This window comes from Pedobacter suwonensis, assembly GCF_007833675.1.
Taxonomy (GTDB): Bacteria; Bacteroidota; Bacteroidia; order Sphingobacteriales; family Sphingobacteriaceae; genus Pedobacter; species Pedobacter suwonensis.
This window is the reverse complement of record NZ_CP031708.1, coordinates 3,456,096-3,481,955: the sequence shown is the minus strand read 5'-3', so window position 1 is coordinate 3,481,955 and position 25,860 is coordinate 3,456,096. Positions and strand designations below refer to the sequence as shown.

The 25,860-nt window shown below is 40.3% G+C and carries 17 protein-coding genes; 9 read left to right on the top strand and 8 right to left on the bottom strand.

All coding sequences use genetic code 11. From position 1 onward, the window contains the following. Positions 1 to 200: 200 nt before the first annotated feature. The 4 genes from DV942_RS14340 (at position 201) to DV942_RS14325 (ending at position 5,221) form a co-directional block, all read left to right on the top strand. On the top strand, positions 201 to 3,011 hold the full coding sequence (locus tag DV942_RS14340; protein ID WP_145858549.1) for a TonB-dependent receptor: 2,811 nt from the start codon (positions 201 to 203) through the stop codon (positions 3,009 to 3,011). Positions 3,012 to 3,060: 49 nt separating this feature from the next. Then, on the top strand, positions 3,061 to 3,834 hold the full coding sequence (locus tag DV942_RS14335; RefSeq protein WP_145858547.1) for a GLPGLI family protein: 774 nt from the start codon (positions 3,061 to 3,063) through the stop codon (positions 3,832 to 3,834). A gap of 105 nt (positions 3,835 to 3,939) precedes the next feature. Beyond that, complete coding sequence (locus tag DV942_RS14330) at positions 3,940 to 4,509, top strand: Crp/Fnr family transcriptional regulator (protein ID WP_145858544.1); 570 nt, start codon at positions 3,940 to 3,942, stop codon at positions 4,507 to 4,509. Between the two features lie 277 nt (positions 4,510 to 4,786). Further along, positions 4,787 to 5,221, top strand: coding sequence for a carboxymuconolactone decarboxylase family protein (locus tag DV942_RS14325; RefSeq protein WP_145858542.1), 435 nt, complete (start codon positions 4,787 to 4,789; stop codon positions 5,219 to 5,221). A 100-nt stretch (positions 5,222 to 5,321) separates the two neighbouring features. Here the strand turns inward: DV942_RS14325 and DV942_RS14320 are convergent, their stop codons facing one another. Continuing rightward, positions 5,322 to 6,506: a class I SAM-dependent rRNA methyltransferase gene (locus DV942_RS14320; protein ID WP_145858539.1), complete on the bottom strand. Its 1,185-nt coding sequence runs from the start codon at positions 6,504 to 6,506 to the stop codon at positions 5,322 to 5,324. Between the two features lie 124 nt (positions 6,507 to 6,630). Further along, a complete protein-coding gene (locus DV942_RS14315; protein ID WP_145858536.1) occupies positions 6,631 to 7,647 on the bottom strand; it encodes a LacI family DNA-binding transcriptional regulator in 1,017 nt (338 codons plus the stop codon). Positions 7,648 to 7,908: 261 nt separating this feature from the next. On the opposite strand from DV942_RS14315, the gene DV942_RS14310 reads away from it, so the two are divergent. The 5 genes from DV942_RS14310 to DV942_RS14290 all read left to right on the top strand — a co-directional run bounded on the left by DV942_RS14310 (position 7,909) and on the right by DV942_RS14290 (position 16,430). After that, positions 7,909 to 11,091 (top strand): SusC/RagA family TonB-linked outer membrane protein, encoded by a 3,183-nt coding sequence (locus tag DV942_RS14310; RefSeq protein WP_145858534.1) that lies wholly within the window; start codon positions 7,909 to 7,911, stop codon positions 11,089 to 11,091. 22 nt (positions 11,092 to 11,113) lie between these two features. Continuing rightward, on the top strand, positions 11,114 to 12,910 hold the full coding sequence (locus tag DV942_RS14305) for a RagB/SusD family nutrient uptake outer membrane protein (protein ID WP_145858532.1): 1,797 nt from the start codon (positions 11,114 to 11,116) through the stop codon (positions 12,908 to 12,910). Positions 12,911 to 12,920: 10 nt separating this feature from the next. After that, positions 12,921 to 14,486 (top strand): DUF4957 domain-containing protein, encoded by a 1,566-nt coding sequence (locus tag DV942_RS14300; protein WP_145858530.1) that lies wholly within the window; start codon positions 12,921 to 12,923, stop codon positions 14,484 to 14,486. Between the two features lie 176 nt (positions 14,487 to 14,662). Further along, positions 14,663 to 15,685: a pectinesterase family protein gene (locus DV942_RS14295; protein ID WP_145858528.1), complete on the top strand. Its 1,023-nt coding sequence runs from the start codon at positions 14,663 to 14,665 to the stop codon at positions 15,683 to 15,685. A 4-nt stretch (positions 15,686 to 15,689) separates the two neighbouring features. Then, a complete protein-coding gene (locus DV942_RS14290; RefSeq protein ID WP_145858526.1) occupies positions 15,690 to 16,430 on the top strand; it encodes a rhamnogalacturonan acetylesterase in 741 nt (246 codons plus the stop codon). A gap of 1,004 nt (positions 16,431 to 17,434) precedes the next feature. Here DV942_RS14290 and DV942_RS14285 read toward each other — a convergent pair. From DV942_RS14285 to DV942_RS14260, 6 genes are all read right to left on the bottom strand, one after another. Next, complete coding sequence (locus tag DV942_RS14285; RefSeq protein WP_145858524.1) at positions 17,435 to 19,060, bottom strand: NADP-dependent glyceraldehyde-3-phosphate dehydrogenase; 1,626 nt, start codon at positions 19,058 to 19,060, stop codon at positions 17,435 to 17,437. Positions 19,061 to 19,178: 118 nt separating this feature from the next. Beyond that, positions 19,179 to 20,624, bottom strand: a complete 1,446-nt coding sequence (locus DV942_RS14280; RefSeq protein WP_145858522.1) for an MFS transporter — start codon at positions 20,622 to 20,624, stop codon at positions 19,179 to 19,181. 29 nt (positions 20,625 to 20,653) lie between these two features. Continuing rightward, on the bottom strand, positions 20,654 to 21,316 hold the full coding sequence (locus tag DV942_RS14275; RefSeq protein ID WP_186462312.1) for a bifunctional 4-hydroxy-2-oxoglutarate aldolase/2-dehydro-3-deoxy-phosphogluconate aldolase: 663 nt from the start codon (positions 21,314 to 21,316) through the stop codon (positions 20,654 to 20,656). Then, positions 21,313 to 22,362 carry a sugar kinase gene (locus DV942_RS14270; protein WP_145858520.1) on the bottom strand — a complete coding sequence of 350 codons (1,050 nt, stop codon included), beginning with the start codon at positions 22,360 to 22,362 and terminating at the stop codon, positions 21,313 to 21,315. Before DV942_RS14270 ends, DV942_RS14275 begins: the two co-directional genes overlap by 4 nt. Before the next feature lie 114 nt (positions 22,363 to 22,476). Then, on the bottom strand, positions 22,477 to 23,877 hold the full coding sequence (gene uxaC, locus DV942_RS14265) for a glucuronate isomerase (protein WP_145858518.1): 1,401 nt from the start codon (positions 23,875 to 23,877) through the stop codon (positions 22,477 to 22,479). A 335-nt stretch (positions 23,878 to 24,212) separates the two neighbouring features. Next, a complete protein-coding gene (locus DV942_RS14260; RefSeq protein WP_145858516.1) occupies positions 24,213 to 25,859 on the bottom strand; it encodes a UxaA family hydrolase in 1,647 nt (548 codons plus the stop codon). Position 25,860: the final 1 nt, after the last annotated feature.

Below are 25,860 nucleotides of genomic sequence, written 5' to 3'. Positions count from 1 at the left end.
TTCTTATCCGCATTAAAAATGCAGCACTCAACGATCCTCGTTTTAAACGAGGACCATACAAGTAATTTTATCCAGGTTTTAAAAAAAGATAGCTCTTTAAACATTGCCATGAAGCATATTTTTTTTGTTAAAAAAAGTTAAACTATCACAAATAACTAATGCATTAGTTTATATTCGGGAAACAAAACCAAATCCTGTCTATGAAACGTCTACTGCTCTCGCTATGCTTTTTTGTTTTTATCACCACTTATTCCAAAGCGCAGGGTCTTCACAGCATTAAAGGCCGAACAATTGACACCGCATCTACAGCGCTTTTGTCAGGAGCATCAATAGCCATTTTAAATGCAAAAGATTCTACTTTGGTAAAATTTACCCGGGCAGCAGAGAATGGCACATTCGAACTCACCGGAATTAAAAACGGAAAATTTATTTTACTGGTGTCCTATCCGAAGTATGCCGATTTTGTAGACCATTTCACACTCGATTCTATCACCCATGTAAAAGATTTTGGTAACATTAACCTTACGGGAATGGCCAAAATACTTGCTGATGTAATTATAAAGGGAGAAAAAGCGGCCATTAAAATTAAGGGCGATACTACAGAATTTAATGCTTCAAGCTATAATATCCAGCCGAATGATAAGGTAGAAGATTTACTAAAAAAACTGCCCGGTATACAGGTAGATAAAGATGGAAAGATAACGGCACAGGGTAAAACGGTACCGAAAGTACTGGTTGATGGCGAAGAGTTTTTTGGTGATGATCCAACACTGGTCACTAAAAACTTACGGGCGGATATGGTAGATAAGGTACAACTCTACGAAAAATCAAGCGACCAGGCGGCATTTACTGGGGTTGATGACGGGCAGAAAACACAGACAATCAATATTAAACTAAAAGAAGATAAAAAAAGCGGTTATTTCGGAAAAGTTGATGCGGGTTACGGTACGCATGATTTTTATAAGGGCCAGGTATTGTTCAATCGCTTTAAAGCAAAACAGAAGTTTTCTGTTTATGGCACAGCTGGCAATAATGGTACAACGGGACTAAGCTGGCAGGACAACAACAAACTGGGTGCAGGAAACGATAATATGCAAATGGGTGATGATGGAAGTATCTGGTTTAGCTATGGTGGCGGAGATGAACTGGAAAGTGGTAATTATTATGGCGAGGGTATACCAAGGGCAATAACCGGGGGTGCACATTATGATAATAAATGGAACAATGATAAGGAAACGATTAATACCAATTATAAACTGGGTGCTTTAGGGATTAAAACCACTAAAAATACCATAAGCCAAAATAATTTACCAGATGGGATCATCAATACCAATACCAACGAAACTTCTGACCGGAATGTATTTAGGCAAAAACTGGATGCCACTTATACCGTGAAGTTGGATACTACCAGTAATTTAAAGGTATCCGTTGATGGGATGCTTAAAAACAGCGACAATACCTCTAATTCAAAAAGTGAGGGTTTAAGAGGCGACAACTCTAAGTTAAATAGTAATGACCAGAAGAACAGCAATGATGGTAAAGAGCAAAATTTTAACATCTCTGCACTTTATACCAAGAAGCTTAAAAAACCGGGCCGTAATTATTCGGTTAATATCAGTCAAAAGGTTAACCAGATCAACAGTGAAGGTTTTTTATATTCGGATGTAAAGTATTTTGACAAGGCTGGTGTAGAAAAGGGCGGTGAAGTAACCGATCAGTTTAAAACGAAAACCACCCGTAATGCTGTTCTTAGTACCAATTTAACCTATAACGAACCACTGAGCAAGTCGTTAGCTTTAGTTTTGAATTATGGATTTGGCCTTAATGACAGCCGTTCTGATCGCAAATCCTTTAATCAATCGACACCAGGAAATTATAATGTATTGGATAAAGAGTTTAGTAACGATTTTAAAGCCACACAATATATCAATCAGGGTGGAGCAGTTTTTAATTATAAAACCACAAAAACAACCATTAGTTTAGGAAGTAAGTTAAGTGCTGTAAATTTCGATCAGCTGGAGCAGCTTTCCGGCCAGCGTTATAAAAGGAGTTTTGTTAACTGGTTGCCACAGGCCAGTTATCAGTATAAATTCTCTGCACAGAAATCTTTCCGCATCGGCTATAACGGAAACACCAACCAACCAACGGTAGACCAGTTGCAGCCTGTAAAAGTAAATGATAACCCACTGTATCAACCTTTAGGCAACCCTAACCTGGCACCATCATTTAATAGCCGCTTTAATGCAAGTTATAATTCTTATAAAGTGTTAAGCCAACAATCAATATACATAAGCGGCGGTTTCGGGTTTGTAAATAAAGCCATTGTTAGCAATACGCAAACTGATAGCACTGGAAAAACAATTGCCCAGTCTGTTAATCTTTCCGGAAAAACACCCATCAATTACAATATCTACAGTAGCATCAACAGAAAGCTGAAATTTTTATTTGATTCCGAGATAGGCTTAAGTTTAAACGCAGGTGGTAGTACCAGTTACAGTTATGTAAAAAGTCAGTTCAGCGATGAGGTAGAATTAAACCAGATAGTGAACACCAATTTTAGTCCTTCATTAAATATTAACCGATACAAAGATAAAAGTGAAATTTATTTAAGTTTTGGCCCAAGCTATTATGCACAGGTTGCTTCGTTACAAAAAGAACGGTCTAATAAAGGATGGGGCTTACAGGGTTGGGGAGGCATGAGCTTTACTTTACCAAAGAAAATCAAACTCCAGGCCGATGGCGAATATACCTATACCCCAAAATCGCCGGCATTTAACACTAGTTTTGAGCAAATCATCATTAATGCTTCGATTACAAAATCCTTCTTCAAAAAGGAAGATTTGAAATTCACCATCCGTGGAAACGACTTATTCAACCAAAACCGTGGATTTAGACGGTATGCCTATTCGAACATGATTACACAAACTAATTACAATAATATCAGCCGATATTTTATGTTCTCTTTAGTTTGGGATTTTAATAAAATGGGTGGAGGAACACCTCAAAAATAATTGCATTAGCTAAACGAACCATATAAACAGACCTTTTAAAGCATTATAAATGAAACTAAAACACGCTATACTCACGCTAATCTGCACGATAAATTATGCAATGGCGCAAAATGCCAGATTTGTACACCAGGGTATTATTGAGTTTGAAAAGAAAATAAACATATATGCATTGCTAAAGGATCAGGCAAAACGTTACCCGGATAATTTTTGGAGTGCCCAGGCCCTGGAACAGTACCAAAAAAATAACCCGCAGTTTAAAACTTTAAAAAGTGAGCTTATTTTTAAAAACGACCTGACGCTGTTTAATCCAATGGCTGATGAAAGCACTAACAACAGTTGGGCTAACAATTTCGCTTCTGCTAAACAGAACAATATTATATTAACAAATTTAAAATCAGGTACGGGCATCAATCAAAAATCAGTTTACGAAGAGACCTACCTCGTTAAAGATTCTATCCGCAAGATTAACTGGAAAATAACAGACGAATTCAGAACCATTGCTGGTTACGATTGTCGTAGGGCAAACGCCCTGATAATGGATTCAATCTATGTGGTCGCTTTTTATGCAGAAAGCATTCCGGTATCAGGAGGACCGGAAACCTTTAGCGGTTTGCCGGGCATGATATTAGGTGTGGCATTGCCGCGTGAACATATCACCTGGTTCGCCACCGGAGTAAAGGATGTAGAAATAGCTGACGACAAGCTTAAGGCACCCACTAAAGGAAAACCTGTTAGTAAAAAACAGCTGAGCGATATTTTAAAAGGCGCATTAAAAGACTGGGGCAATTATGCAAGCGACATTTTAAAAGCCGCAGATATGTAAGCGGTGAAAGATTTACAGTATTCTGCTTCTGATTTAAATTATCCTCAATCTAATGAAGCCGAATCCTGATGGTTATCGTTATTTTCGTACAGTTAATAATCAACCATGGGTAGCGCGCTTCATCAGCATATTAATAAATTTATAAACCTGAGTAAAGATGAGCAGGAAATTCTGGCGTCTTTTCTTCAATTTATTTCTGTTAAAAAGAAAGGTTTTTTACTAGAGCAAGGGCAAACCTGCAGGGCAAATTATTTTGTAGTAAAAGGCTGCCTAAGGCTATATTTTATAGATCTGAAAGGTACTGAACAGACTACTCAGTTTGCGATAGAAAACTGGTGGATTACTGATCTAACCAGCTTTCTTTTTCAGGAACAATCTGAGTTTTATATACAGGCAGCAGAACCAACCGAAGTAATCGCCATTGAAAACCACCACTATGATGAAATGTTCCATAAATTACCCAAACTGGAACGGTATTTTAGATTAATCCTCCAAAAAAACCATCAGGCTTCGCAACGCAGGATAAAATTCCTCTATAGCCAAACAGCGGAAGAAAGATACCGCAATTTCAATCGTTTATTTCCTGAATTTGTACAACGTGTGCCACAGTATATGCTGGCTTCTTACCTGGGTTTTACCCCCGAATTTTTAAGTAAAATCAGGGCAAAGAAGTGACTTACTCTTTTTTAACCACGAAGCACACGGAGTATGACACAAAGCACACTGAGTTGGGGGCAATACAAATTCACTCAGCACCACTCCGTGAAAACCTCTTTTTACTATGTGGTTAATTTATAAATGTAGTAGTGTTGGAGGATATAAGTATATCTCTTTGCGTAGCTCCGCGCAAAACCTCGCGCCCTTTGCGGTTAAACAATCATTTCTTAAACTACATTAAGTTTTTTCGATAACGGAATCAGGAACTTTACAACGTAATCAAAAAACAAATAAAATGGAAAGTAGAATTGATATCGCAAAAGCAGAACCCGCAGCTTACCAGGCCATGTATGGTTTGGAGAAATATTTATCGACCAGCAAACTGGATCCCATTCTTCTGGAATTGATTAAAATGCGTGCATCGCAAATTAACGGCTGCGCATTTTGCTTAAATATGCACGCAGCAGATGCCCGTAAAATAGGCGAGACTGAGCAACGTTTGTATTTATTAAATGCCTGGCGGGAAACGACCTTGTTTACCCCGAAAGAGGAGGCTGTTTTAGCTTTAACAGAAGAAGTGACCTTAATCAGTCATCATGTTTCTGGTGCGACTTATCAAAAAGCGTCCGGCTTTTTTAACGAACAGGAATTGGCGCAGGTTATTATGGCTATAGTGACCATTAATGCCTGGAACAGGTTGGCCATTACCGCTAAAGTGATGGTTGGATAATCAGGTATTGATTTCGATTTACTACTAAGACACCTAATGCCCGTTATATTCAAAGTAACTTCAGGCTACTTGTCTTAGTAGTTAAAATAGTTTGCATGGCTTAAAGCACCCTTAACAACAATCCTTTCAAATATTCTCCTTCAGGAAAGGAAATCCGTACGGGATGATCTTCTGGTTGGCAGAATTGTTTAATAATCTGCACTTCTTTGCCTGCATCAAGCGCTGCCCAGGCAATAATCTGTTTAAAGGTTTCGATATCAACGGCACCAGAGCAGGAGAAAGTTGCCAAAAGACCGCCTTTTTCCAGCAATAGCATACCTAAACGGTTTAAATCTTTATAAGCCCTCGCGGCACGATCTAACGCCGAACGCGACGGCGCATATTTAGGGGGATCAAGCACAACCACATCAAACAACTCACCCGCTTCTTTAAAAGTCCGGAGTTGTTTATTCACATCCGATTGGATAGCCGTTACTGTTTTGCCATCAAATTGGTTGAGAGCAACGTTTTGCTTTAGGGTTTCAATGGCTAGGCCCGAGCTATCAACACTGGTAACACCTGCAGCGCCATTTGCCAGGCTGTTCAGGCTGAAACCACCACTATAGCTAAAACAGTCTAAAACTTTCTTCCCCTTTGTATAACTGGCTAAAATGTGTCTGTTATCACGTTGATCGCAGTAAAAACCTGATTTTTGCCCTTCGGCTATATTAATGTGGTAAATAATCCCGTTCTCTTTTACCGCCAAAAACTCTGGTGGATTTTCTCCCCAAAGTAATCCATTCTCAACAGGCAAACCCTCATGGTTACGGGCGGTTGCGTCACTTTTATCGAATATTCCTTTTGGATTTAATTCAGTTTTTAAAATTTCTACGATTTCTGCTTTTACTTTCTCTATTCCGGAACTTAAAATCTGCAACGAGAGGAAATCGGCATACTGATCAACGATTAAACCCGGCAGAAAATCAGCCTCACTAAAAACCAAACGGCAAGTATCGGTTTGTTCGTTTAAAATGAATTGACGTGAGGCAATGGCCTGTTTTAAGCGGTTTTGATACCAGCTGTGATCAATCGTTTGCGTTTCATCCCATTCTAACAAACGAACGGCAACACGCGAATTGCTGTTGAAGTATCCATAGGCGAGAAATTCATGATCGAAAGCAAAAACTTTTACCACATCACCGTCTTCCGGTTTTCCCTTAACTTTTTCTAATGCTCCTGAAAATACCCATGGATGCCTTTGTAGTGCCGCTTTTTCTTTACCCTTTTTTAATATGATTTCTACCATACTGCAAAGGTAATAATTAGTTTGGAGTTGAGGGTTGGGAGTTTGGAGCAAAGCATTTGGGGGCTTAGCGATAAGCGTTTCATAAGCGCTATATGCCCTGCACCACCCGCTTAACGCCAGTTGCTCAATGCTTCGTCATATGTACCAGCTCCGTATCCAAAACCTTTGTTTCGAACTCGGTAACAGGCCTTTTCGCTTCAATCATTGAAATTAATAATTCGGTTGCTACCCGACCCATTTCAAATGCGGGCTGCTTTACAGAAGTGAGAGATGGCGAAAACAAATCGACCAGATTAGAATTGGTAAAACCTGCAATGGCAAGTTTATGCGCCACCTCAGGATTGGTTTTCTTTAGCGCCATAATACAGCCTGTGGTTAAGCGGTCGCTCGAAATGAAAATCCCATCGGGCTTAAGCGGCAACAATTCTTTCACTGCTTGTTCCAGTTCTGCGCTATGCATGCCGCCATGCTGGCAATATTTCACCAATTCGGGCCTGAATTCGATATGATATTTGGCTAAAGCTGCTTTATAGCCCGCTAATCTTTCTTTCGTTATAGAGAGGTTTTCGGAATTGGTTAAATGCGCAATGGTTCTTTTTCCTGATAAAATAAGGTGTTCTGTAGCATCAAAAGAACCTTTAAAGTTATTGGCAATTACCTTATGGGTTTCAAAATCCCCCGGCACACGATCAAAGAACACAATGGGTAAGCCTTTGGCATATAATTCTCTTAAATAATCAATATCCTGCGTTTCAGACGAAAGTGCAATCAGCAAGCCATCAATAGAGCGTGATGCCAGGTGCTCTACGTTTAGCTTTTCCTGCTTGTATGATTCATGGCTTTGTGAAATAATCACATGATAATCCTTATCATAGGCTATCGATTCGATACCATTAATCACCTGAGAAAAAAAGTTGTTGGCAATTTCGCTCACAATAATGCCGATAGAATAACTTCTGCGTTCTTTTAAACTTCGCGCAATGGGATTGGCTCGGTAATTAACCTTTTCGGCATAGGCCAAAACCAGCTTTTTAGTCTCTTCACTTATTTCGTAACGGTCTCTTAAAGCACGGGACACTGTTGAAGTTGACAGCCCAAGTGCTTTAGCAATATCCTTAATGGTAGATGTTTCAAATCTCATGTTCGTATTGCGTACAAGTTACAAAAAATATTTTTTTAAGTCGATTTGTACCGCAATATTTTAAACGTTAAGTCAACGTTTTTGGGAACGTTTGCACACTTTTTTAGTTAAATCTGGTTTCAATTGCTTTTTAGTTTGTAAAATTGTTAATCTAATGTAACCAAATATAAACCAACTATAACATCTCAAAATAGAATTATATTCTACATGCAAGCGATTGCAACAGCTTAAATAACCAAATCACTTTCAAATAAATAAATTATGAGCAGAGTTCTACTCTTTTTAGCATTTTTCTCTTTTTTTGGATTATCTGTAACTCATGCACAAACCAGGCAGGTTACTGGTACCGTAAAAGATAAAAAAGACGGCCAGCCGCTGGTTGGCGTGAGTGTTACCGTTGCTGGCACAAAAAATGGAGCCAGTACCGATACGAATGGTACTTTCAAAATCAGCATGCCTACAAATGCTGCAGTTTTAACTTTTACCTACATTGGTTATAAAACCAAAAATGTTTCGGTCACAAATGAAACCAAACTATCAGTAACTTTAGATGAAGACGCCAACAATCTTCAAGAGGTAACTGTTAATGTTGGTTACGGCATTGTGCGTAAAAAAGACTTAACAGGTGCCGTTGGTTCTGTAGGTGCTGATGTAATCGCCGCCGCTCCGGTATCTTCTGCGCTCGAGGCCATACAGGGCCGGGTAGCTGGTATTAATATTTCCTCATCGGAAGGATCGCCGGATGCACAGATCAACGTAAGGGTAAGAGGAGGTGGATCTATTACGGGAGATAACTCCCCGCTTTATATCGTTGATGGCTTTCCGGTAACTTCAATAGCCGACATTGCCCCACAGGACATCGAATCAATTGATGTGTTAAAAGATGCATCATCAACAGCCATTTACGGCTCAAGAGGGGCTAACGGTGTAATACTGGTTACCACCAAAAACAGTAAAGACGGAAAAACCAATATTACCTATAATGTTTTCGGGGGAATAAGAAAATTAGCCAAAAAACTAGACGTACTGTCCGCTTCAGATTATGTACACTGGCAATACGAACGCGCGTTATTGGATGGTACCCCAACAGATTACACTCAATATTTCGGGAATTACCAGGATATAGATTTATATGATAATGTTGCTGAAAACGATTGGCAAGACCTGGTATTCGGACGTACAGGAACCACTTTTAACCAGAACTTAAGCATCACAGGTGGAAGCGACAAAACCAAATACAGCCTAAGCCATAGCTTTGTTACCGATAAGGCCATTATGCAAATGTCTGATTTTAAAAGACAGAACATTAATTTTAAATTAAACCACAGATTATATGACGCCTTAACGTTAGATTTTGGTTTTCGTTATGCCGACACCAAGACCAATGGTGGTGGTGCAAATGAGCAAAATGAAAAATCTTCAGCCGACTCCCGTTTAAAATATGCCATTCTATACCCATCCTTTCCGGTACCGGGCTTAACGGCATCGACAGATACCAATGATGAATTTAATTTATACAATCCACTGGTAGCCATTTCTGATAACGACCAGTATGTGCACCGTAAAACCTATAATATCAACGGAGCAGCAACTTATGAAATTATTGATAATTTAAAACTTCGGTCTGAAGTAGGTTACGATGGATTTAGGAATGATCAGGACCGCTTTTACGGCATTACAACCTACTACGTAAAAAACCTTGCCGATTATCCTAATCTGCCGACGCTGAACTCCATGAACACCACTAGAAATAGTTTTAGAAATACGAATACGCTTAATTATAACTTTAGTAAGATTCTTGGCAAAAGCCATAACCTTAATATTTTATTAGGTCAGGAATTTATTAAAACGGAGCAGAATACCTTAACTACCGAAGTGCATGGCTTTCCTAAAACCTTTGGATTCGAGCAAACCAGGGTATTAACCACTCAAGGCAAAGCTTCGATCATCGATAACAACTTTTTGCCAGATGATAAATTGTTTTCGTTTTTCGGCAGGGCCAATTACGATTATAAAGGCAAGTACCTGTTAAGCGCAACATTCAGGGCGGATGGTTCCTCTAAATTTTCTGCCGAAAACCACTGGGGCTACTTTCCATCGGTTTCTGCCGGCTGGAGAATCTCTCAGGAAGACTTCATGAACGGTACAAAATCGTGGTTAACAGATCTTAAATTAAGGGGAAGTTACGGTGCTGCAGGTAACAACAATATCCCTCCAGGGCAAATTACCCAATCGTTCCAAAACTCCACTACAACCTGGATAAATGGTTTCAACAACTATTGGGCGGCATCTAAAATTATGGCAAACCCCGATCTAAAGTGGGAGACAACCATCACCAGAAACATCGGACTTGATTTTGCCTTATTTAATTCAAAAGTTACAGGAACAATTGATGCCTACTTAAATAAAACAAAAGACCTCCTCATCTTATTCCCGGTTGGAGGTACCGGCTATGATGCACAATACCGTAACCTGGGCCAAACACAGAATAAAGGTTTAGAATTTTCTGTAAACTGGAATGCCATAAAAGAAAAAAATTTCGACCTAACGGTTAATGCGAACATCAGTTTTAACCGCAATAAGGTTATTTCTCTAGGCTCGGTTAAAAACATTAATGGTACTTCAGGATGGGCATCAACAGAAATTGGTGTAGATTATCTTGTAGAGGAAGGCGCATCAATTGGCCGTATTTACGGATATAAAAGCGCCGGAAGATATGAAGTCTCTGACTTTACAGGTTACAATGCCACCAGCGGCAAATGGATATTAAAACCAGGCGTAGTTGATGCTACTGCATTTGTAGGCACCGTACGCCCCGGTACAATGAAAATTGAAGATATCTCCGGGGATGGAAAAATTGATTTATCTGACCGATCTATCATCGGTAACACCAATCCGTTAAATACTGGCGGTTTCTCGCTTAACTCGAGAATTTACAATTTTGATCTTGGTGCGTATTTTAACTGGAGTTATGGAAACGATGTGTATAATGCCAATAAGATCGAATATACCTCTACCAGTAAATACGCTTCCAGAAACCTGATTTCGATTATGGAAAGCGGACAGCGCTGGACAAATTTAAGGGCAGACGGAACAATAAGTAACGATCCTGCTGAATTATCTGCCATGAATGCAAACACCACCCTATGGTCGCCATATACCAGAACTTTTGTTTTAAGCGATTGGGCTGTGGAAGATGGTTCATTTTTAAGGTTATCGACACTTACCCTTGGGTATACTTTACCTGAAAAAATATCGCGCAAGTTAAAGATGAAAAAATTAAGGTTTTATGCTTCTGCCTATAACGTTTGGTTATGGACTAATTATACCGGTTTCGACCCAGAGGTTTCGACGAGACGAAATACACCACTTACACCCGGTGTTGATTATTCTGCTTACCCAAGAAGTAAGTCTTACTTATTCGGACTAAACGTTAATTTTTAGAAGACCATTCAATTTCAAGAAAATGAAAAAAGTTATATATACGTTATTTGTAATTGCAGGAATAACATTTGTTAGTAGCTGTAAAAAAACGTTAGATGCACCAACAAAATCTTCATTAGATGAGTCTGTTATTTTCTCTACCCCAAGTTTAGCCGAAGGCTCTATAGCTGGCGTACTTCAATCATTTGGGGAAACCAATTCGTACAGGGGCCGTTTTTTAGTGTTCTACGGACTTAACAATGATACAGAAGTATACAATACATTAAAATCGGTTGATGATGACAAAGCTAAACTCTCTAATTACAACTGTAATGTGAACAATAGCCAAATGAATACTACCGATAATGCATGGGCTAAATTTTACGAAGGTATTGAAAGAGCTAACCTGGCCATAAGAGGCATTAGAACCTATGGCAATATAGAAAGCAACCCTACAATGGCGCAGATCCTCGGTGAGATTTTAACCTTGAGGGCTGTGATATACAACGACCTTATAAAAGGCTGGGGCGATGTGCCGGCACGTTTTGAACCCATTACTACTGCAACAGCTTATCTGCCCAGAAGCGACCGTGATGTCATCTATAAACAATTATTAGCTGATTTAAATGAAGCTGCAGGTTACCTGCCATGGCCAGGCGAGAACACCACAACAGCGAGAGTTGAGCGGGTAAACAAGGCTTTTGCAAAAGGTTTAAGGGCGCGTTTGGCATTAGCCGCAGGAGGTTATGCGCAGCGCCTTGATGGAACAGTTAAATTAAGCTCTGATCCTGAATTATCGCACGATAAAATGTATGCCATTGCCAAAAAAGAATGCCTTGATATTATCAACAGTGGCAAATTAAGGCTTCTTGGATTTGAAGAAGTTTTTAGAAAACTGAATGAGGAAACCGGTGCGGCAGGTTTGGAGTCGATGTGGGAAATTCCATTTAGTGATGGCCGGGGACGCGTAATTTTTGATCTGGGTGTAAGACACATTAAAACAGACCAGTACACAGGCCAGAATAAAGGCGGAACTGACGGACCGAACCCTATTATGCTGTACGAATATGATAATGATGATGTACGCAGGGATGTAACTGTTGTTCCTTATGAGTGGGACGGTGGCGATGGAACAAAAGGTGCGGTACAGGTACCTTCGTCGCTTGGCCGTTTGTATTTTGGCAAATACCGTTACGAGTGGATGAAAAGAAGGGTAACGGCAACCAATGATGATGGGTTAAACTGGATGTACATGCGTTATGCCGATGTGGTGCTCATGGCTGCTGAAGCCATTAACGATCTTGATGGGCCGGCAGCTGCTGCGCCATATCTAAAAATGATCAGAGACAGGGCCTTCCCTACAGCGCCTAATAAAGTTACCGATTTTATGGCCACGGCAACTGCATCTAAATCGGCCTTTTTTGAGGCAATCGTGAATGAAAGAGCCCTGGAATTTACAGGTGAAATGTTGAGAAAAAGTGACCTGATCCGATGGAATTTGCTGGGCACAAAACTGGCTGAAGCCAAAACTAAATTGCAGCAGTTAGAAAACAGGCAGGGTAAATATGCTGCCCTACCCGCCAAAATCTATTACCGGACAGCTGTTAATGGCGAAACGGTAGAAATTTATGGGTTGAAATTTGGAGATACCGACGCGCAGGGAGTTGCTTTAGGATACACTTCAAATAAAGCCTGGACGATGGTTACAACCGGAGAAACGGTTTCATACTGGAACGCCCTCTATACAAAAGATCCCAACCTTCAGCAATATTGGCCAATATGGCAGGTATTTTTAGATTCATCTAACGGAATGTTAAATAATAAGCCTTTAAACTTATAAACCAGAGGTTATGAAAAAGATTAATAGATATATATACCACTTCTTACTCATGGCGACAGTTTGTTTATCGGCATGTAAAAAAAATAACTTAGAAGAAATTACCAAACTTGAGGTCGGCCGGGTTTTTTCTACCCCTGGTTTAACAGCGACCATTGTAAATAAAACTGGCGTTAAATTAACATGGAACGCTGTACCGAATGCCACATCTTATACCATTGAGGTATATGATAATGCTGATTTTACAGGTACTCCGGTAAAGTCTATAACCAGCATTACCACTGCACAATTGCCCTACACCATTACCGGATTAATAGGCGATACGCAATATGCAATCAGGGTAAAAGGTGTTGCACAGGGTATTGCAGATTCCAAATGGGTAAGCACATCTGCAAAAACAGATACTGAACAGATTTTTCAAACGGTAAACCAAACCAAACTAACCGCTAGTTCAGTTGTGCTCAACTGGACCCCTGGCGAAACAGCAACAATAATTACCATATTACCGGGAAATATTACACATACAGTTACCGCAGCAGAGATTGCTGCTGGAGAAGCAACCATAACAGGCTTAACCGGAGAAACGGATTACTCGGCAAAATTGCTTGCGGGAAGCAAAGTTAGGGGAACGGCAACTTTTACCACACTTTACAATTTTACAGGTGCAACGCTGGTAAGCCCGTCAGATAACCTGGCCACCCTGATTGCAAATGCCACTGCCGGGACTGTTTTTGGGCTTGCACCGGGAACTTATACCGTAAACGCAGATGTTATTGCATCAAAATCAATTACCATCAGGGGAACAAAACCAACTGACAGACCGGTTATTAACGGCATGGTTCTGAGATTAAAGTCCAATGCAGGTTTAACAGTAAAAGATGTAATATTGGATGGCACCGGATCGTTAAATGGGAATCAAACTTTTATCTACGATGAAGCATCTGATAACGCTTACGGGAATTTCGTACTAGAGAATTCAGTTGTAAGAAACTATACCAAAGGGCTTTTCTATGTAAACTTAAAAGTACTTATCGAGTCGGTAACTTTTAAGGGAAATATCATTAACAATATCGAATGCAATGGCGGAGATTTTATCGATTTTAGATCGGGTTTGACCAAAACATTAAATTTCACCAACAATACAGTTTATGCCGCTGTTCTGGCCAGAGATTTTATCAGGATGGACCCTGCAGGCTCAACCAATTTCCCCAGCATAATATCCATTATAAATGTTGTTACCAATACCTTAAATGGAATTAGCAATGGCGCTTCAAACAGGTTGTTTTACGTTCGGCTGGCCAAACATGAGATTTACTTTTCGAAAAATATAGTAGCCAGCTCTGGTGGCATTTTAACCAACCAGCTTTCGACCAATATTGTAGCGGGCAATTTTACAGCGAACAACTATTTTGCTGCCCCAACTTTTATTTCGGGTAGTGCAACTGCCGGTGCTAAGTATGATGCCGGAACATATACGACGCTTAATCCTGGTTTTACATCGCCTGCTACAGGTAATTTTACCATCAGTCAGCAAGATTTAAAAACGAATGGAATTGGCGACCCGAGATGGAGAAATTAATAGACTTATCTTAGTAGCTGTATCATAAGCATAATGTCATCCTGAGCTTGTCGAAAGGCGTTCTTAAATTCTCACAGGGCGTTTCGACAGGCTCAACATGACTAATTAGAGTTAAAATACAAGTGATGGTACAGTCTTTTTTTAATAGATTTAGCCTGAAGAATTTTTCCACCTAAATGATCAAATCAGTACTAATCCATATCGGCGCTACCTTGCTGCTTTACATCAGCGTTTGTTTAGGGGTTTATGCTCAGGATCCCAAATATCCATCAGCAATAACCGTTGCGCAGGATGGAAGTGCAAATTATAAAACCATACAGGAAGCCGTAAATTCGATAAGGGATTTAGGGGAGAAAGAAGTTAAGATTTATGTGAAAAAGGGAATTTATAAAGAAAAGCTGATTATCCCATCATGGAAAACGAAAATTGCTTTAATTGGCGAAAGTGCCGAAAATACCATCATTACCAACAATGATTATTCGGGGAAGCCAAATCCGAAAGGCAAAGACCAATTTGGCAATGTTAACTTTAGCACATATACTTCTTTTACCGTATTAGTTCAGGGAAATGATATCCACCTTGAAAATTTAACCATTATCAATTCATCCGGAAACGTTGGACAGGCTGTTGCTCTGCATGTAGAAGGCGATCGTTTTGTAGCAATAAACTGCAGGTTTCTGGGCAATCAGGATACGCTTTATGCAGCAATTGAAAATAGCCGCCAGTATTACCAAAACTGTTATGTAGAAGGCACTACCGATTTCATTTTTGGCAAGGCAACCGTTGTTTTTAATGATTGTACAATCAAAAGTTTAAGCAACTCTTATGTAACTGCGGCTTCAACTTCTGCAAAGCAAAAATTCGGATTTGTTTTTTTAAATTGTAGGCTCATTGCAGATTCAATGGTAACAAAAGCCTATCTCGGCAGACCATGGCGGCCTTATGCAAAAACAGTATTCATTAAATGTGATTTGGGTAAACATATTTTGCCCGAAGGCTGGAACCCGTGGAAAGGCGATAAGATGTTTCCAAACAAAGAATTAACGGTGTTTTATGCGGAATATAAAAGTAAAGGCGCTGGAGCATCACCTAATACGAGATTGCCTTGGACAAGACAGCTCGCCGATCAAGAGACAGGAAAATATACATTAAAAAATATACTGGGTGGAGCAGATCAATGGAATCCAATCAAAAATTAATAAAATGAGAACAAATTGCCTTAAGTTTTTTGCAGTTGGAGCCTTATTCATTTTATGCTCCTTTGCTTTCATACAAAAGAAAACAAAGCTATACATCATTGGTGATTCTACCGCAGCCAATAAAGAAGAAAAGGCCTATCCTGAAACGGGCTGGGGAATGGCACTACAATCTTATTTTAAAACCGATGTTACTGTTGATAACCGGGCATTAAACGGCAGGAGTACCAAATCGTTCAGGGCCGAAAAACATTGGGATCCGGTATTGGCACAGTTAAATCCAGGTGATTATGTGTTCATTGAGTTTGGACATAACGATGAGAAAGTGGATAAGCCGGCGGTTGGTGTTTCGCTGGCCGATTTTAAAACAAATCTGATTAACTATATTAAAGAAACGAGAGACAAAAACGCCTTTCCAGTTTTACTCACGCCAATCTCCCGAAGAAGCTTCAAAAACGGTGTGCTAGTGGATTCACATGGCGATTATCCGCGCATAACCCGTCAGGTGGCCGATTCACTTCAGGTGCCCCTAATTGATATGCTGGCAAAAACGGAAAGTTTATTAATTCGACTGGGAGATAAGCCATCCATCAAATTATTCAACTATGTTGATTCGGGAAATGTAAATTATCCAAAAGGCAAAAAAGATGATACGCATCTAAGTCCGGAGGGCGCCAAACAAGTTGCTGGTTTGGTAGTGAAAGGGATTAAGGAGTTAAAGTTGGATCTGGCGAAGAGTTTAAAGTAAAAAAATATTTGTCATCCTGAGGGATAATTTATTTTATAAAAATCAATATGTTTGACAGATAAATTTTAAGTAGGTATATCTCTTGAGAGATCGTCATCCCCAACTTGATCCGATAGCTATCGGATGGGAATCTTAATACAAGGGCTTTAAGATTAGCTTCGCTGAGCACTCCGTGGTTCCCGCATGCGCGAGAATGACGATTCTTCTATAAGATTCTGTCAATGGTAGTGCAGTGAAGGATCTTTTTTACCACCGAGTACACCGAGAAATTCACTGAGTACACAGCGTTAGGCGTATAACTTCATTAATTGTCATCCTGAGGGATAATTTATTGTATAAAAATCAGTATAAATGACGTAACAGATTTCCTATGTCATACAGCACAGTCTTGCCTCGGCTCGCCGCCACCGAAGGGCTCTTACTTTTTGGCATCAAAAAGTAACAAAAAATGCCGGCTGAAAATTTTTCTTTCAAAGGCAGTGTTATGGCTAGAACAGTGCAGTCCGAAAAATTTATTAGGCCGGTTTTAAGTAGAACGGTAATACGGTGCTATGGCCTAGCTATACGGAAATGCATGATGCTACAATCTGCTCATTAATAATCAATTATAAAATAACGTCAATGGTAACGGCAGTGAAGGATCTTTTCTTTTACAACAGCATAAATAGATAAATGTATACCAAATGATGTATGAATGCGATCATCGTCTTCGTTTGAAACGAAGATGAACGAGAAAGGCGATTGAATCGCCAAAGCACTTATCCTGCATTACGAATGCGGATTTTAATAATCCTAATTAAAAGTGAGACCATTATAAAGCCAAACTAGAAAGATTCTTCACTGCGTTCACAATGACAGCTGAGAATACGAAATTGAAAAATCGTCATTGCGAGGAGGCTTTTTCAGCCGATGAAGCAATCTTACAACGATCGATATTGGCTTACGCATTAAGATTGCTTCGTTGTTCCTCCTCGCAATGACGATCTATGTTAGTTAACTAGCCACTAGAAAATATACTTCGTGCTTAAAAAGTTTGAATCATCTCCTTTAACAATTTCGTTCAATAACTTTTTATTATCATCTGTAAATTTGGTTGCCACCAAAGAACGGATCGAGAATGAACGCAACGCATCCACTACGGAAAGTGTACCTTCAGCACTGTCTTTACGGCCTGTAAAAGGAAAAACATCCGGTCCGCGCTGGCACTGGCAATTTATATTTACACGACTTACCTGATTAACCAAAGGATCAATCAACGAAGAAATCACCGCAGCATTATTGCTGAAAATACTTACCTGCTGACCATGTGGCGAATCAATTAAATACTCGATCGGCTCTTCCAGGTCATCAAATGGTACCACCGGAACAATCGGGCCAAACTGTTCTTCCCGATAAAGTTTCATATTACCATTTACCGGATAAACAATGGCCGGATAAACAAATGTTTCCAAGGTTTGTCCCCCATTTGTATTGATTACTTTAGCGCCATGTGAAACAGCATCATCAATACATTCCTTTAAATATTCGGGCTTATTCAGCTCAGGCAATGGCGTAAGGTTTACACCTTTTTCCCAAGGCATGCCAAATTTTAGTTTTTCTACTTCGGCAGATAAGCGCTTTAAGAATTCCTGCGCCAAACTGCGGTGCACATAAACGATTTTAATGGCGGTACACCGTTGTCCGTTAAAAGAAAGAGAACCCAGTACCGTTTCAGAAACTGCCAGATCAAGATCGGCGTCTTTAGTGATGATGGCCGCATTTTTGGCATCCAAACCTAAAATCGCCCTCAAACGGTTTACCTTAGGATGTAATTTTTTCAGTTCATTAGCAACCTTACTTGAACCAATTAAAGTAAGCACATTGATTTTACCAGATTTCATCAAACCTGGAACGATGGTATTGCCGCGGCCATAAATGGTATTCACCACACCTTTAGGAAAACTAGAGCGGAAAGCCTCTAACAAAGGATAGTGTAACAGGGTACCATGCTTAGGTGGTTTGAATAAAAGGGTATTGCCCATAATCAAAGCTGGGATAAGCGTGGTAAAAGTCTCGTTTAAAGGATAGTTGAAAGGACCCATACAAAGTACAACGCCGAGGGGAGAACGGCGCACCTGGGCCACAATTCCCTGCTCTATTTCAAAACGTGACGACTGCCTGTCGATATCTTTCAACGCATCAATAGTGGCGTAGATATACTCCACCGTACGGTCAAATTCTTTAACCGAATCGGCATAAGATTTTCCAATCTCCCACATAATCAGTTTGGCAACAATCTCCTTTTGCTCAATCATCTTATGTGTAAAGTTTTCTACACAGCTAATGCGATCGGCAACACTCATGGTTGGCCACTGTCCGCGACCATTATCATAGGCTGCTACGGCTGCATCTAATGCTTCTGCCGACTCTTTCTCCGTACAAACAGGAAAACTACCAATGCGTTTTCGTTTTAAACCCTCAGGGGTTTTTACGCATACAGGAGAAAACACTTCATTACATGGTCCATTCCATGGCTTCATTTCTCCATTAGAAAGAAACTCCTTTTGATTGATTTCTTCCTTGAGCCTAAATTCATCTGGAATCTGGCTCTCTTCAACGAAAATACTTTCGAGGTTTAGCAATGTACTCAATTTGGGTTTGTGATTAGGTTAAATTAATGTTAAGTCTATAGTTTAAGTATAGATTAGCACTTTAAAAAAGATATCAAAGATTTAAGCACAATTATATTCTAAATCTTTTAGGGTTGAATTATTTAACTTCTATTACCTTATATTTTGGAACAAGGGCTTTCATTACCATCCAGCCGATGAGATAAGCTACCGCACAGAAAGAGAAAACGATAAAATAACCAGCTTCTTTACCTTGAAACCCCATAAAAGCCATCTGTGTATCGCCGGCGTAGGTAAACAGTACACCAGAACCTTTGTTAATGAAAAAAGATCCTACACCTCCGGCCATACCACCAATTCCGGTTACGGTTGCAATGGCCTGGCGAGGAAACATATCGCTCACTGTCGTAAATATATTGGCCGACCATGCCTGGTGTGCGGCACCTGCAATACCGATGATAATTACCGGCAGCCAGTAGCTGTAAAGACCTAAAGGCTGGGCCAACAATGCCAATAATGGAAAAAAGGCGAAAATTAACATGGATTTCATCCTGCCATCGTAAGGGTTCATGTTTTTCTTATCGATAAAATAGGATGGCAACCAGCCTCCAATAATGGATAACAAGGTAATTACGTAGAGTATAAATAGGGGAAAAGCACTTTCGGTACCGCTCATTTTATAAATATCTTTAAGGTATGCGGGCGACCAAAACAGATAAAACCACCAAACACCATCGGTCATAAATTTACCAAAAGCAAAGGCCCAGGTTTGTTTAAATTTAAGGCAATCAACAAAAGATAGTTTTTTTACCGGTGATGCTGCGGTAACCGTTTCGCTAATCTGATCGTGTGCTACAATATCCTGTTGAATATAAGCCAGCTCTGCCTTACTTACCCTTGAGTGGTTTTCAGGTTTGCCATAAAGTAAAATCCAGAAAAGCATCCAGATAAAACCTAAGGCACCGATGATAATAAACGACATTTCCCAGCCATAAGCATCGGCAATGTAGGGAATCGTAACCGGGGCAGCCAAGGCACCAACTGTTGCACCCGCATTAAAAATACTGGTGGCAAATGCGCGGTCTTTTTTAGGAAAATATTCGGCTGTAGCTTTAATGGCTGCCGGAAAGTTTCCGGCCTCACCAAGTGCCAGTACAAAACGGGCAAATATAAATAGTGAAAGACTGGTTGATAGAATTAATGTAGTATTGCCAACAGTAGATAATGCTTCTTTTGCACCTGCAAAGCTCATCACCCACGAGCCGGTAATGATTCCGGAAGTAGCAATACCGCAAAAAGCATGAATACAGGCACCCACAGACCAAATTCCAATTGCCCAAAGGAAACCTTTTTTGGTATCCATCCAATCAACAAACCGTCCTGCTACCAACATCGATCCGGCATAAAAAAGAGAAAATAATGCCGTAATGGTTCCGTAGTCACTATCTGTCCAATGAAATTCAGGAACAAAATAGTCTTTCCATGTAAGCGAGAGTACCTGTCGATCTAAATAGTTAATGGTAGTTGCAACAAATAACAGCGCACATATAGTCCATCTGTAATTGCTGATTTTTGGTTGGCTCATTTCGTTTGTGTGTGGTTAGGGGTTGGGGTTTATTTACTTTGCTTGATAAGTTCAAGTGCCAGCTGGGTATTGTCGAAAAGCTCATCGTAAAGCCCTTTGCTCATTACATCTTTACTGATTAGTTTGCTTCCCATGCCAACGGCACAAACACCAGCTTTAAACCAGGTTTTTAGATTATCAGCATTTATTTCTACCCCACCTGTTGGCATAAACAGTTGTCCGGCAAAAAGATCTTTAATTGATGAAATAAATTCAGGACCCAAAATATTTGCCGGGAAAATTTTAATCAGCATAGCTTTGTGTTCCTGTGCCACACTGATTTCTGTCGGGGTCATACACCCCGGTACCCAAAGCATTCCGATTTTGTTCGCAATTTCGGCAACTGCCGGATTTACGATCGGTGCCACAATGAAATCAGTTCCAGCTTCGATAAAAGCATTGGCATCAGCAGGCGTTTTAATGGTTCCGATACCCAGATAAAGATCAGGCATTTCTGCATCACGGATTTCTTTTAACTTTTTAAAGTTTGACAATGCCGATTTACCACGATTGGTGTATTCGAAAACACGAACACCGGCTTTATACAAGGTGCGTAATATTTCCATGCTGCCTGATTCGCTATCCTGATAAAAAAGCGGTAACATGCCCTGCTCTAAAATGGCATCTAAAATTTTGTGCTTGTTGCTAATCATCTTATTATTCTTTTTTTTATATCAGCTACAGTACTGGTTGTAGCATCGCTTGGAATGTACAATTTATCGTATGCCGCTGCTGTGGCAAAACTTATGGTTTCTTGGGCCGGTAACTGGTTGTAAAAGCCATAAATCAGGCCAGCCATAAAACAATCTCCACTGCCCACCTTATCCAAAATTTCATCAGAAACGTATTCTTCCGAAACCGTTAATTCGTTGTCTGTATAAATGGCTGTATAATATCGTATTCCCTTTCCATGATCGAACCTGAATGTATTGGCAACCGCTTTACACGCCGGAAACAAACTTAATATTTCTTTAGAAGTATCAGTTGCCTGTTGCAGTAACGTTTCCTTTGCATAACCCTCTGCCACTGTTAAATCTTCGTGAAGCGCAGTGCCCAGCATTTTATTGGCTGCCCAAACATTCCCCATAATCAGCGTGCAATATTGAGCCAGCTCAGGCAAAACATCAATCGGTTCCTTTCCATATTTCCAAAGCTTTGCCCGATAGTTTAAATCAAGTGAAATGGTAATATTTTTTGCACTTGCTACTTTTAAGGCTTCCAAACAAACGTCAGCAATATTTTGGTTAATGGCAGGGCAAATGGCACTGAAATGGAACCAGGCAACATCCTCAAAAACTTCGTCCCAGTTAATCTGTCCAACTTTTAAACCCGCATAGGCCGAATTGGCCCGGTCGTAAATTACCCCGGCATTTTTAAGGTCTTTCCCTTTAGGCAAATAGTATAAACCTAAACGTTCGCCATGGTAAACCATAGGTGTAGTATCAATATTGCGTACATTAAGGTATTCCACGATTTCGCGGGTAACCGAATTATCAGGCACCGCCGAAAGGTAGGCCGAAGGTACGTTCCATAAGGCTAAGGCAGTGGCCACATTGAGTTCGGCGCCACCCACGTAAAACGGTAATTTATTTTCTTTTAACCATGCCCCATCCATATCCGGACAGATGCGTAAAAGTATTTCACCAAAGCTTAAAACTTTTTTTCCTTTTGCTGATGAAGCGAATATCTGGGTACTCATTTTTATATCTGATCGGCGTATTTCATCCTGTTTTCGGCAACTGAATGAAAATGAAAGGAAAACGATTGAAATGATTTGATTCCAATAAAATACCCTTCTAAAGCCTGATTTTGGTTAAAATTTAAAGTAATTTTTTGCGTTAAAATACGAAATATCCTGCACAATCTTGCCCACCCATTCCAAATCATTAGGCAATTCGCCATTCTCCATATCTTCTCCAAACAGGTTGCAAACAATCCTCCTGAAATATTCGTGACGGGGAAAGGAAAGGAAACTGCGCGAATCGGTAAGCATCCCTACTAGGCGGCTTAAAAGCCCCATGTTTGATAAGGCATTTAACTGTTTGATCATCCCATCTTTTTGGTCTAAAAACCACCATGCTGAACCAAACTGCACTTTACCGGCTACAGAACCATCGTTAAAGTTACCAATCATAGTGGCAATCAACTCATTATCTGCGGGATTGAGGTTATAAATAATGGTTTTAGCCAGTTTATCCTGGTTATCCAAGCGATTTAGGAATTTCGATAGCATACGGGCCTGGCTAAAATCGCCGATTGAGTCCCAACCGGTATCAGGTCCCAATTGTCTTAACATACGGGCATTGTTGTTACGCAAAGCACCAAGGTGATATTGTTGTACCCAGCCCTTTTCATGATCCCATTCTGCAAAATAAACCAGCATAGCCGATTTGAATTTCAGGTTTTCCTGATAGGAAATAGTTTGTTTACTGCGGATTTTATCAAAGATTGATGCAATTTCAGCTTCGGTATAGTCTTCAGCATAAATCTGCTCTAAACCATGATCGGAAACCGAGCAGCCATTTGCTGCAAAGTAATCATGGCGGCCTTTTAAAGCATCAATATAATCCTGTAAACTGCTAATGCTTTTATCGGCAACCGTTTCCAGTTTGTCGATATATTCATTTAAGCCTTCAATATCATCACTGTTCATGGCCTTATCCGGACGGAAAGCTGGTAACATTTTAAGGTTAGCACCTTCTCTTGCCAGTTGTTGATGAAAGTTCAGGCTATCTAAAGGATCGTCGGTAGTACAAACAACCTCTACATTCATTTTGGCTAACAAACCACGTACTGAATATTCAGGCGTTTGCAGTTTAGCAGCGCATTCATCATAAATTTGCCGGGCCGTTTTGCCCGAAAGCAGGTCGTTTATACCAAAATAACGTTGAAGTTCCAAATGTGTCCAGTGGTATAACGGATTGCGTAAGGTATAAGGAACGGTTTCGGCCCATTTTTCAAATTTTTCGTAATCAGATCCTACACCAGTAATGTATTTTTCATCCACTCCGTTAGCACGCATGGCCCTCCATTTGTAATGATCGCCTGCAAGCCAAACCTGGCTGATGTTGGCAAATTGCGTATTATTGGCAATCTGCTCCGGTATCAGGTGGTTATGGTAATCAATAATGGGTAGTGATTTTGCAAAATGGTGATAAAGCTTTTCAGCAGTTTTGCTTTGCAAAAGAAAATTTTCGTCTAAAAAAGGTTTCATTCTATGTTATTTGAGACAGTAGATTTGAGATGATCAAAACACTTATCTATTTATGTTTTATTTATGCTCCGACTATGCCCTCACAGACCGGAACTCAATTTATATTTTATCTTGTTTGCGGTCTGTGGTGACACAGACCACGGTAAATAGTATATGTATTCATTTTATCATCCTTTTATCACCGGTCTGTGTCCCCACAGACCGGAACCCTATTCATTTTGTGGTCTGTGGGGACACAGACCGCGGCGACGGGACACAGACCGCGGCAACTGCAAGCTAAAGGCGGTTGCAAGGATAGCCACGCAAACCTCCGACCTCGGCCTTACGACTTCGGACTACAAACTCACCCCCCTTTTCCATGGGATAAAATCATCCTGATTAAGCAACACCGCTTTAGGAATTACTTCACCGCTAGCCGCTTTAATGCAATATTCCAAGATATCTTCGCCCATTTGTTCGATTGTTTTTTCGCCTTCAATTACAGGACCACAGTTGATATCAATGATATCGCTCATTCGCTTCGTTAAAGCATTATTAGTCGATACCTTGATAGTTGGACAAACCGGATTGCCTGTTGGCGTTCCTAAACCGGTGGTGAACAAAATTAAGGTTGCACCTGATGCAGCCTTTCCTGTAGTGGCTTCCACGTCGTTTCCAGGTGTGCAAACTAAATTTAATCCGGGCTTAGTTGCAGGCTCGGTATAATCCAACACATCTTCTACCGGTGATGTCCCGCCCTTTTTGGCTGCTCCGGTACTTTTAATGGCATCAGTGATTAAACCATCTTTAATATTGCCCGGTGATGGATTCATAAAAAATCCAGAACCTACATTTTCTGCAGCCTGGTTATAAGCCGTCATTAACTGGATAAACTTACGTGCTGCTGTTTCATCTTTAGTGCGATCAATCAACTGTTGTTCAGCGCCACAAAGCTCAGGGAATTCAGCAAGGAGCACGGTACCTCCTAAAGCCACCAACAAATCGGAGGTATAGCCCACAGCAGGGTTGGCACTAATCCCGCTAAAACCATCACTACCGCCGCATTTTACACCCAGCACCAGTTTACTTAAGGGCGCCGGCTGACGCTCGATTTTATTGATCTCGGTTAAACCGATAAAGGTTTTACGGATGGCTTCTTTAATCAGCTGTTCCTCGCTCTGCGATTGTTGTTGTTCAAAAACAAACAAAGGTTTATCGAAATTAGGGTTACGATGCTTCAAATCTTCCATAAAATCGTGCACCTGAAGATTCTGGCAGCCTAAACTCAATACCGTTACACCAGCCACATTAGGATGATCGGCATATGCAGCCAATAACTTACTTAGCACAGCAGCATCCTGACGCGTACCACCACAACCGCCCTGGTGATTCAAGAATTTAATGCCATCAACGTTTTTAAACACCCGGTTGGCAGATAAATTAGCCATACCCATAGATTCCGGATCGGCTTCACCTAAAACTTCACCATTTTTATAGGCTTCAACCAGTTGATGCGCGTATGATTTGTATTTATCTGTTACTGCATAGCCCAGCTCGTTGTGTAAGGCTTCCCGGATGACATCCAGATTGCGGTTTTCACAGAAAACGGTCGGTATGAACAACCAATAATTTGCAGTACCTACCCTGCCATCGCTACGGATGTAACCATTAAAGGTTCTGCCTTCAAACTTAGCCACGTCAGGTGCATGCCATTCGTAATGGTACGGACGGAATTCAAAAGGATCAGACGCATGTTTGGTATTTTCGGTATCCATTAAACCACCTTTAAGGATAAAGTGCTGTGCTTTTCCCACCAATACGCCATACATCATGATGTGATCACCTGGATTCATATCCTGCATAAAAAATTTATGCTTGGCCGGAATGTCATCCTGTAAAATATATTCCTGTCCATCGTGAATAATGGTTTCGCCTTTTGCCAGGTTTTGCAAAGCAACCAATACATTATCGTTAGGATGGATTTTTAAAATTCTAGTAACCATT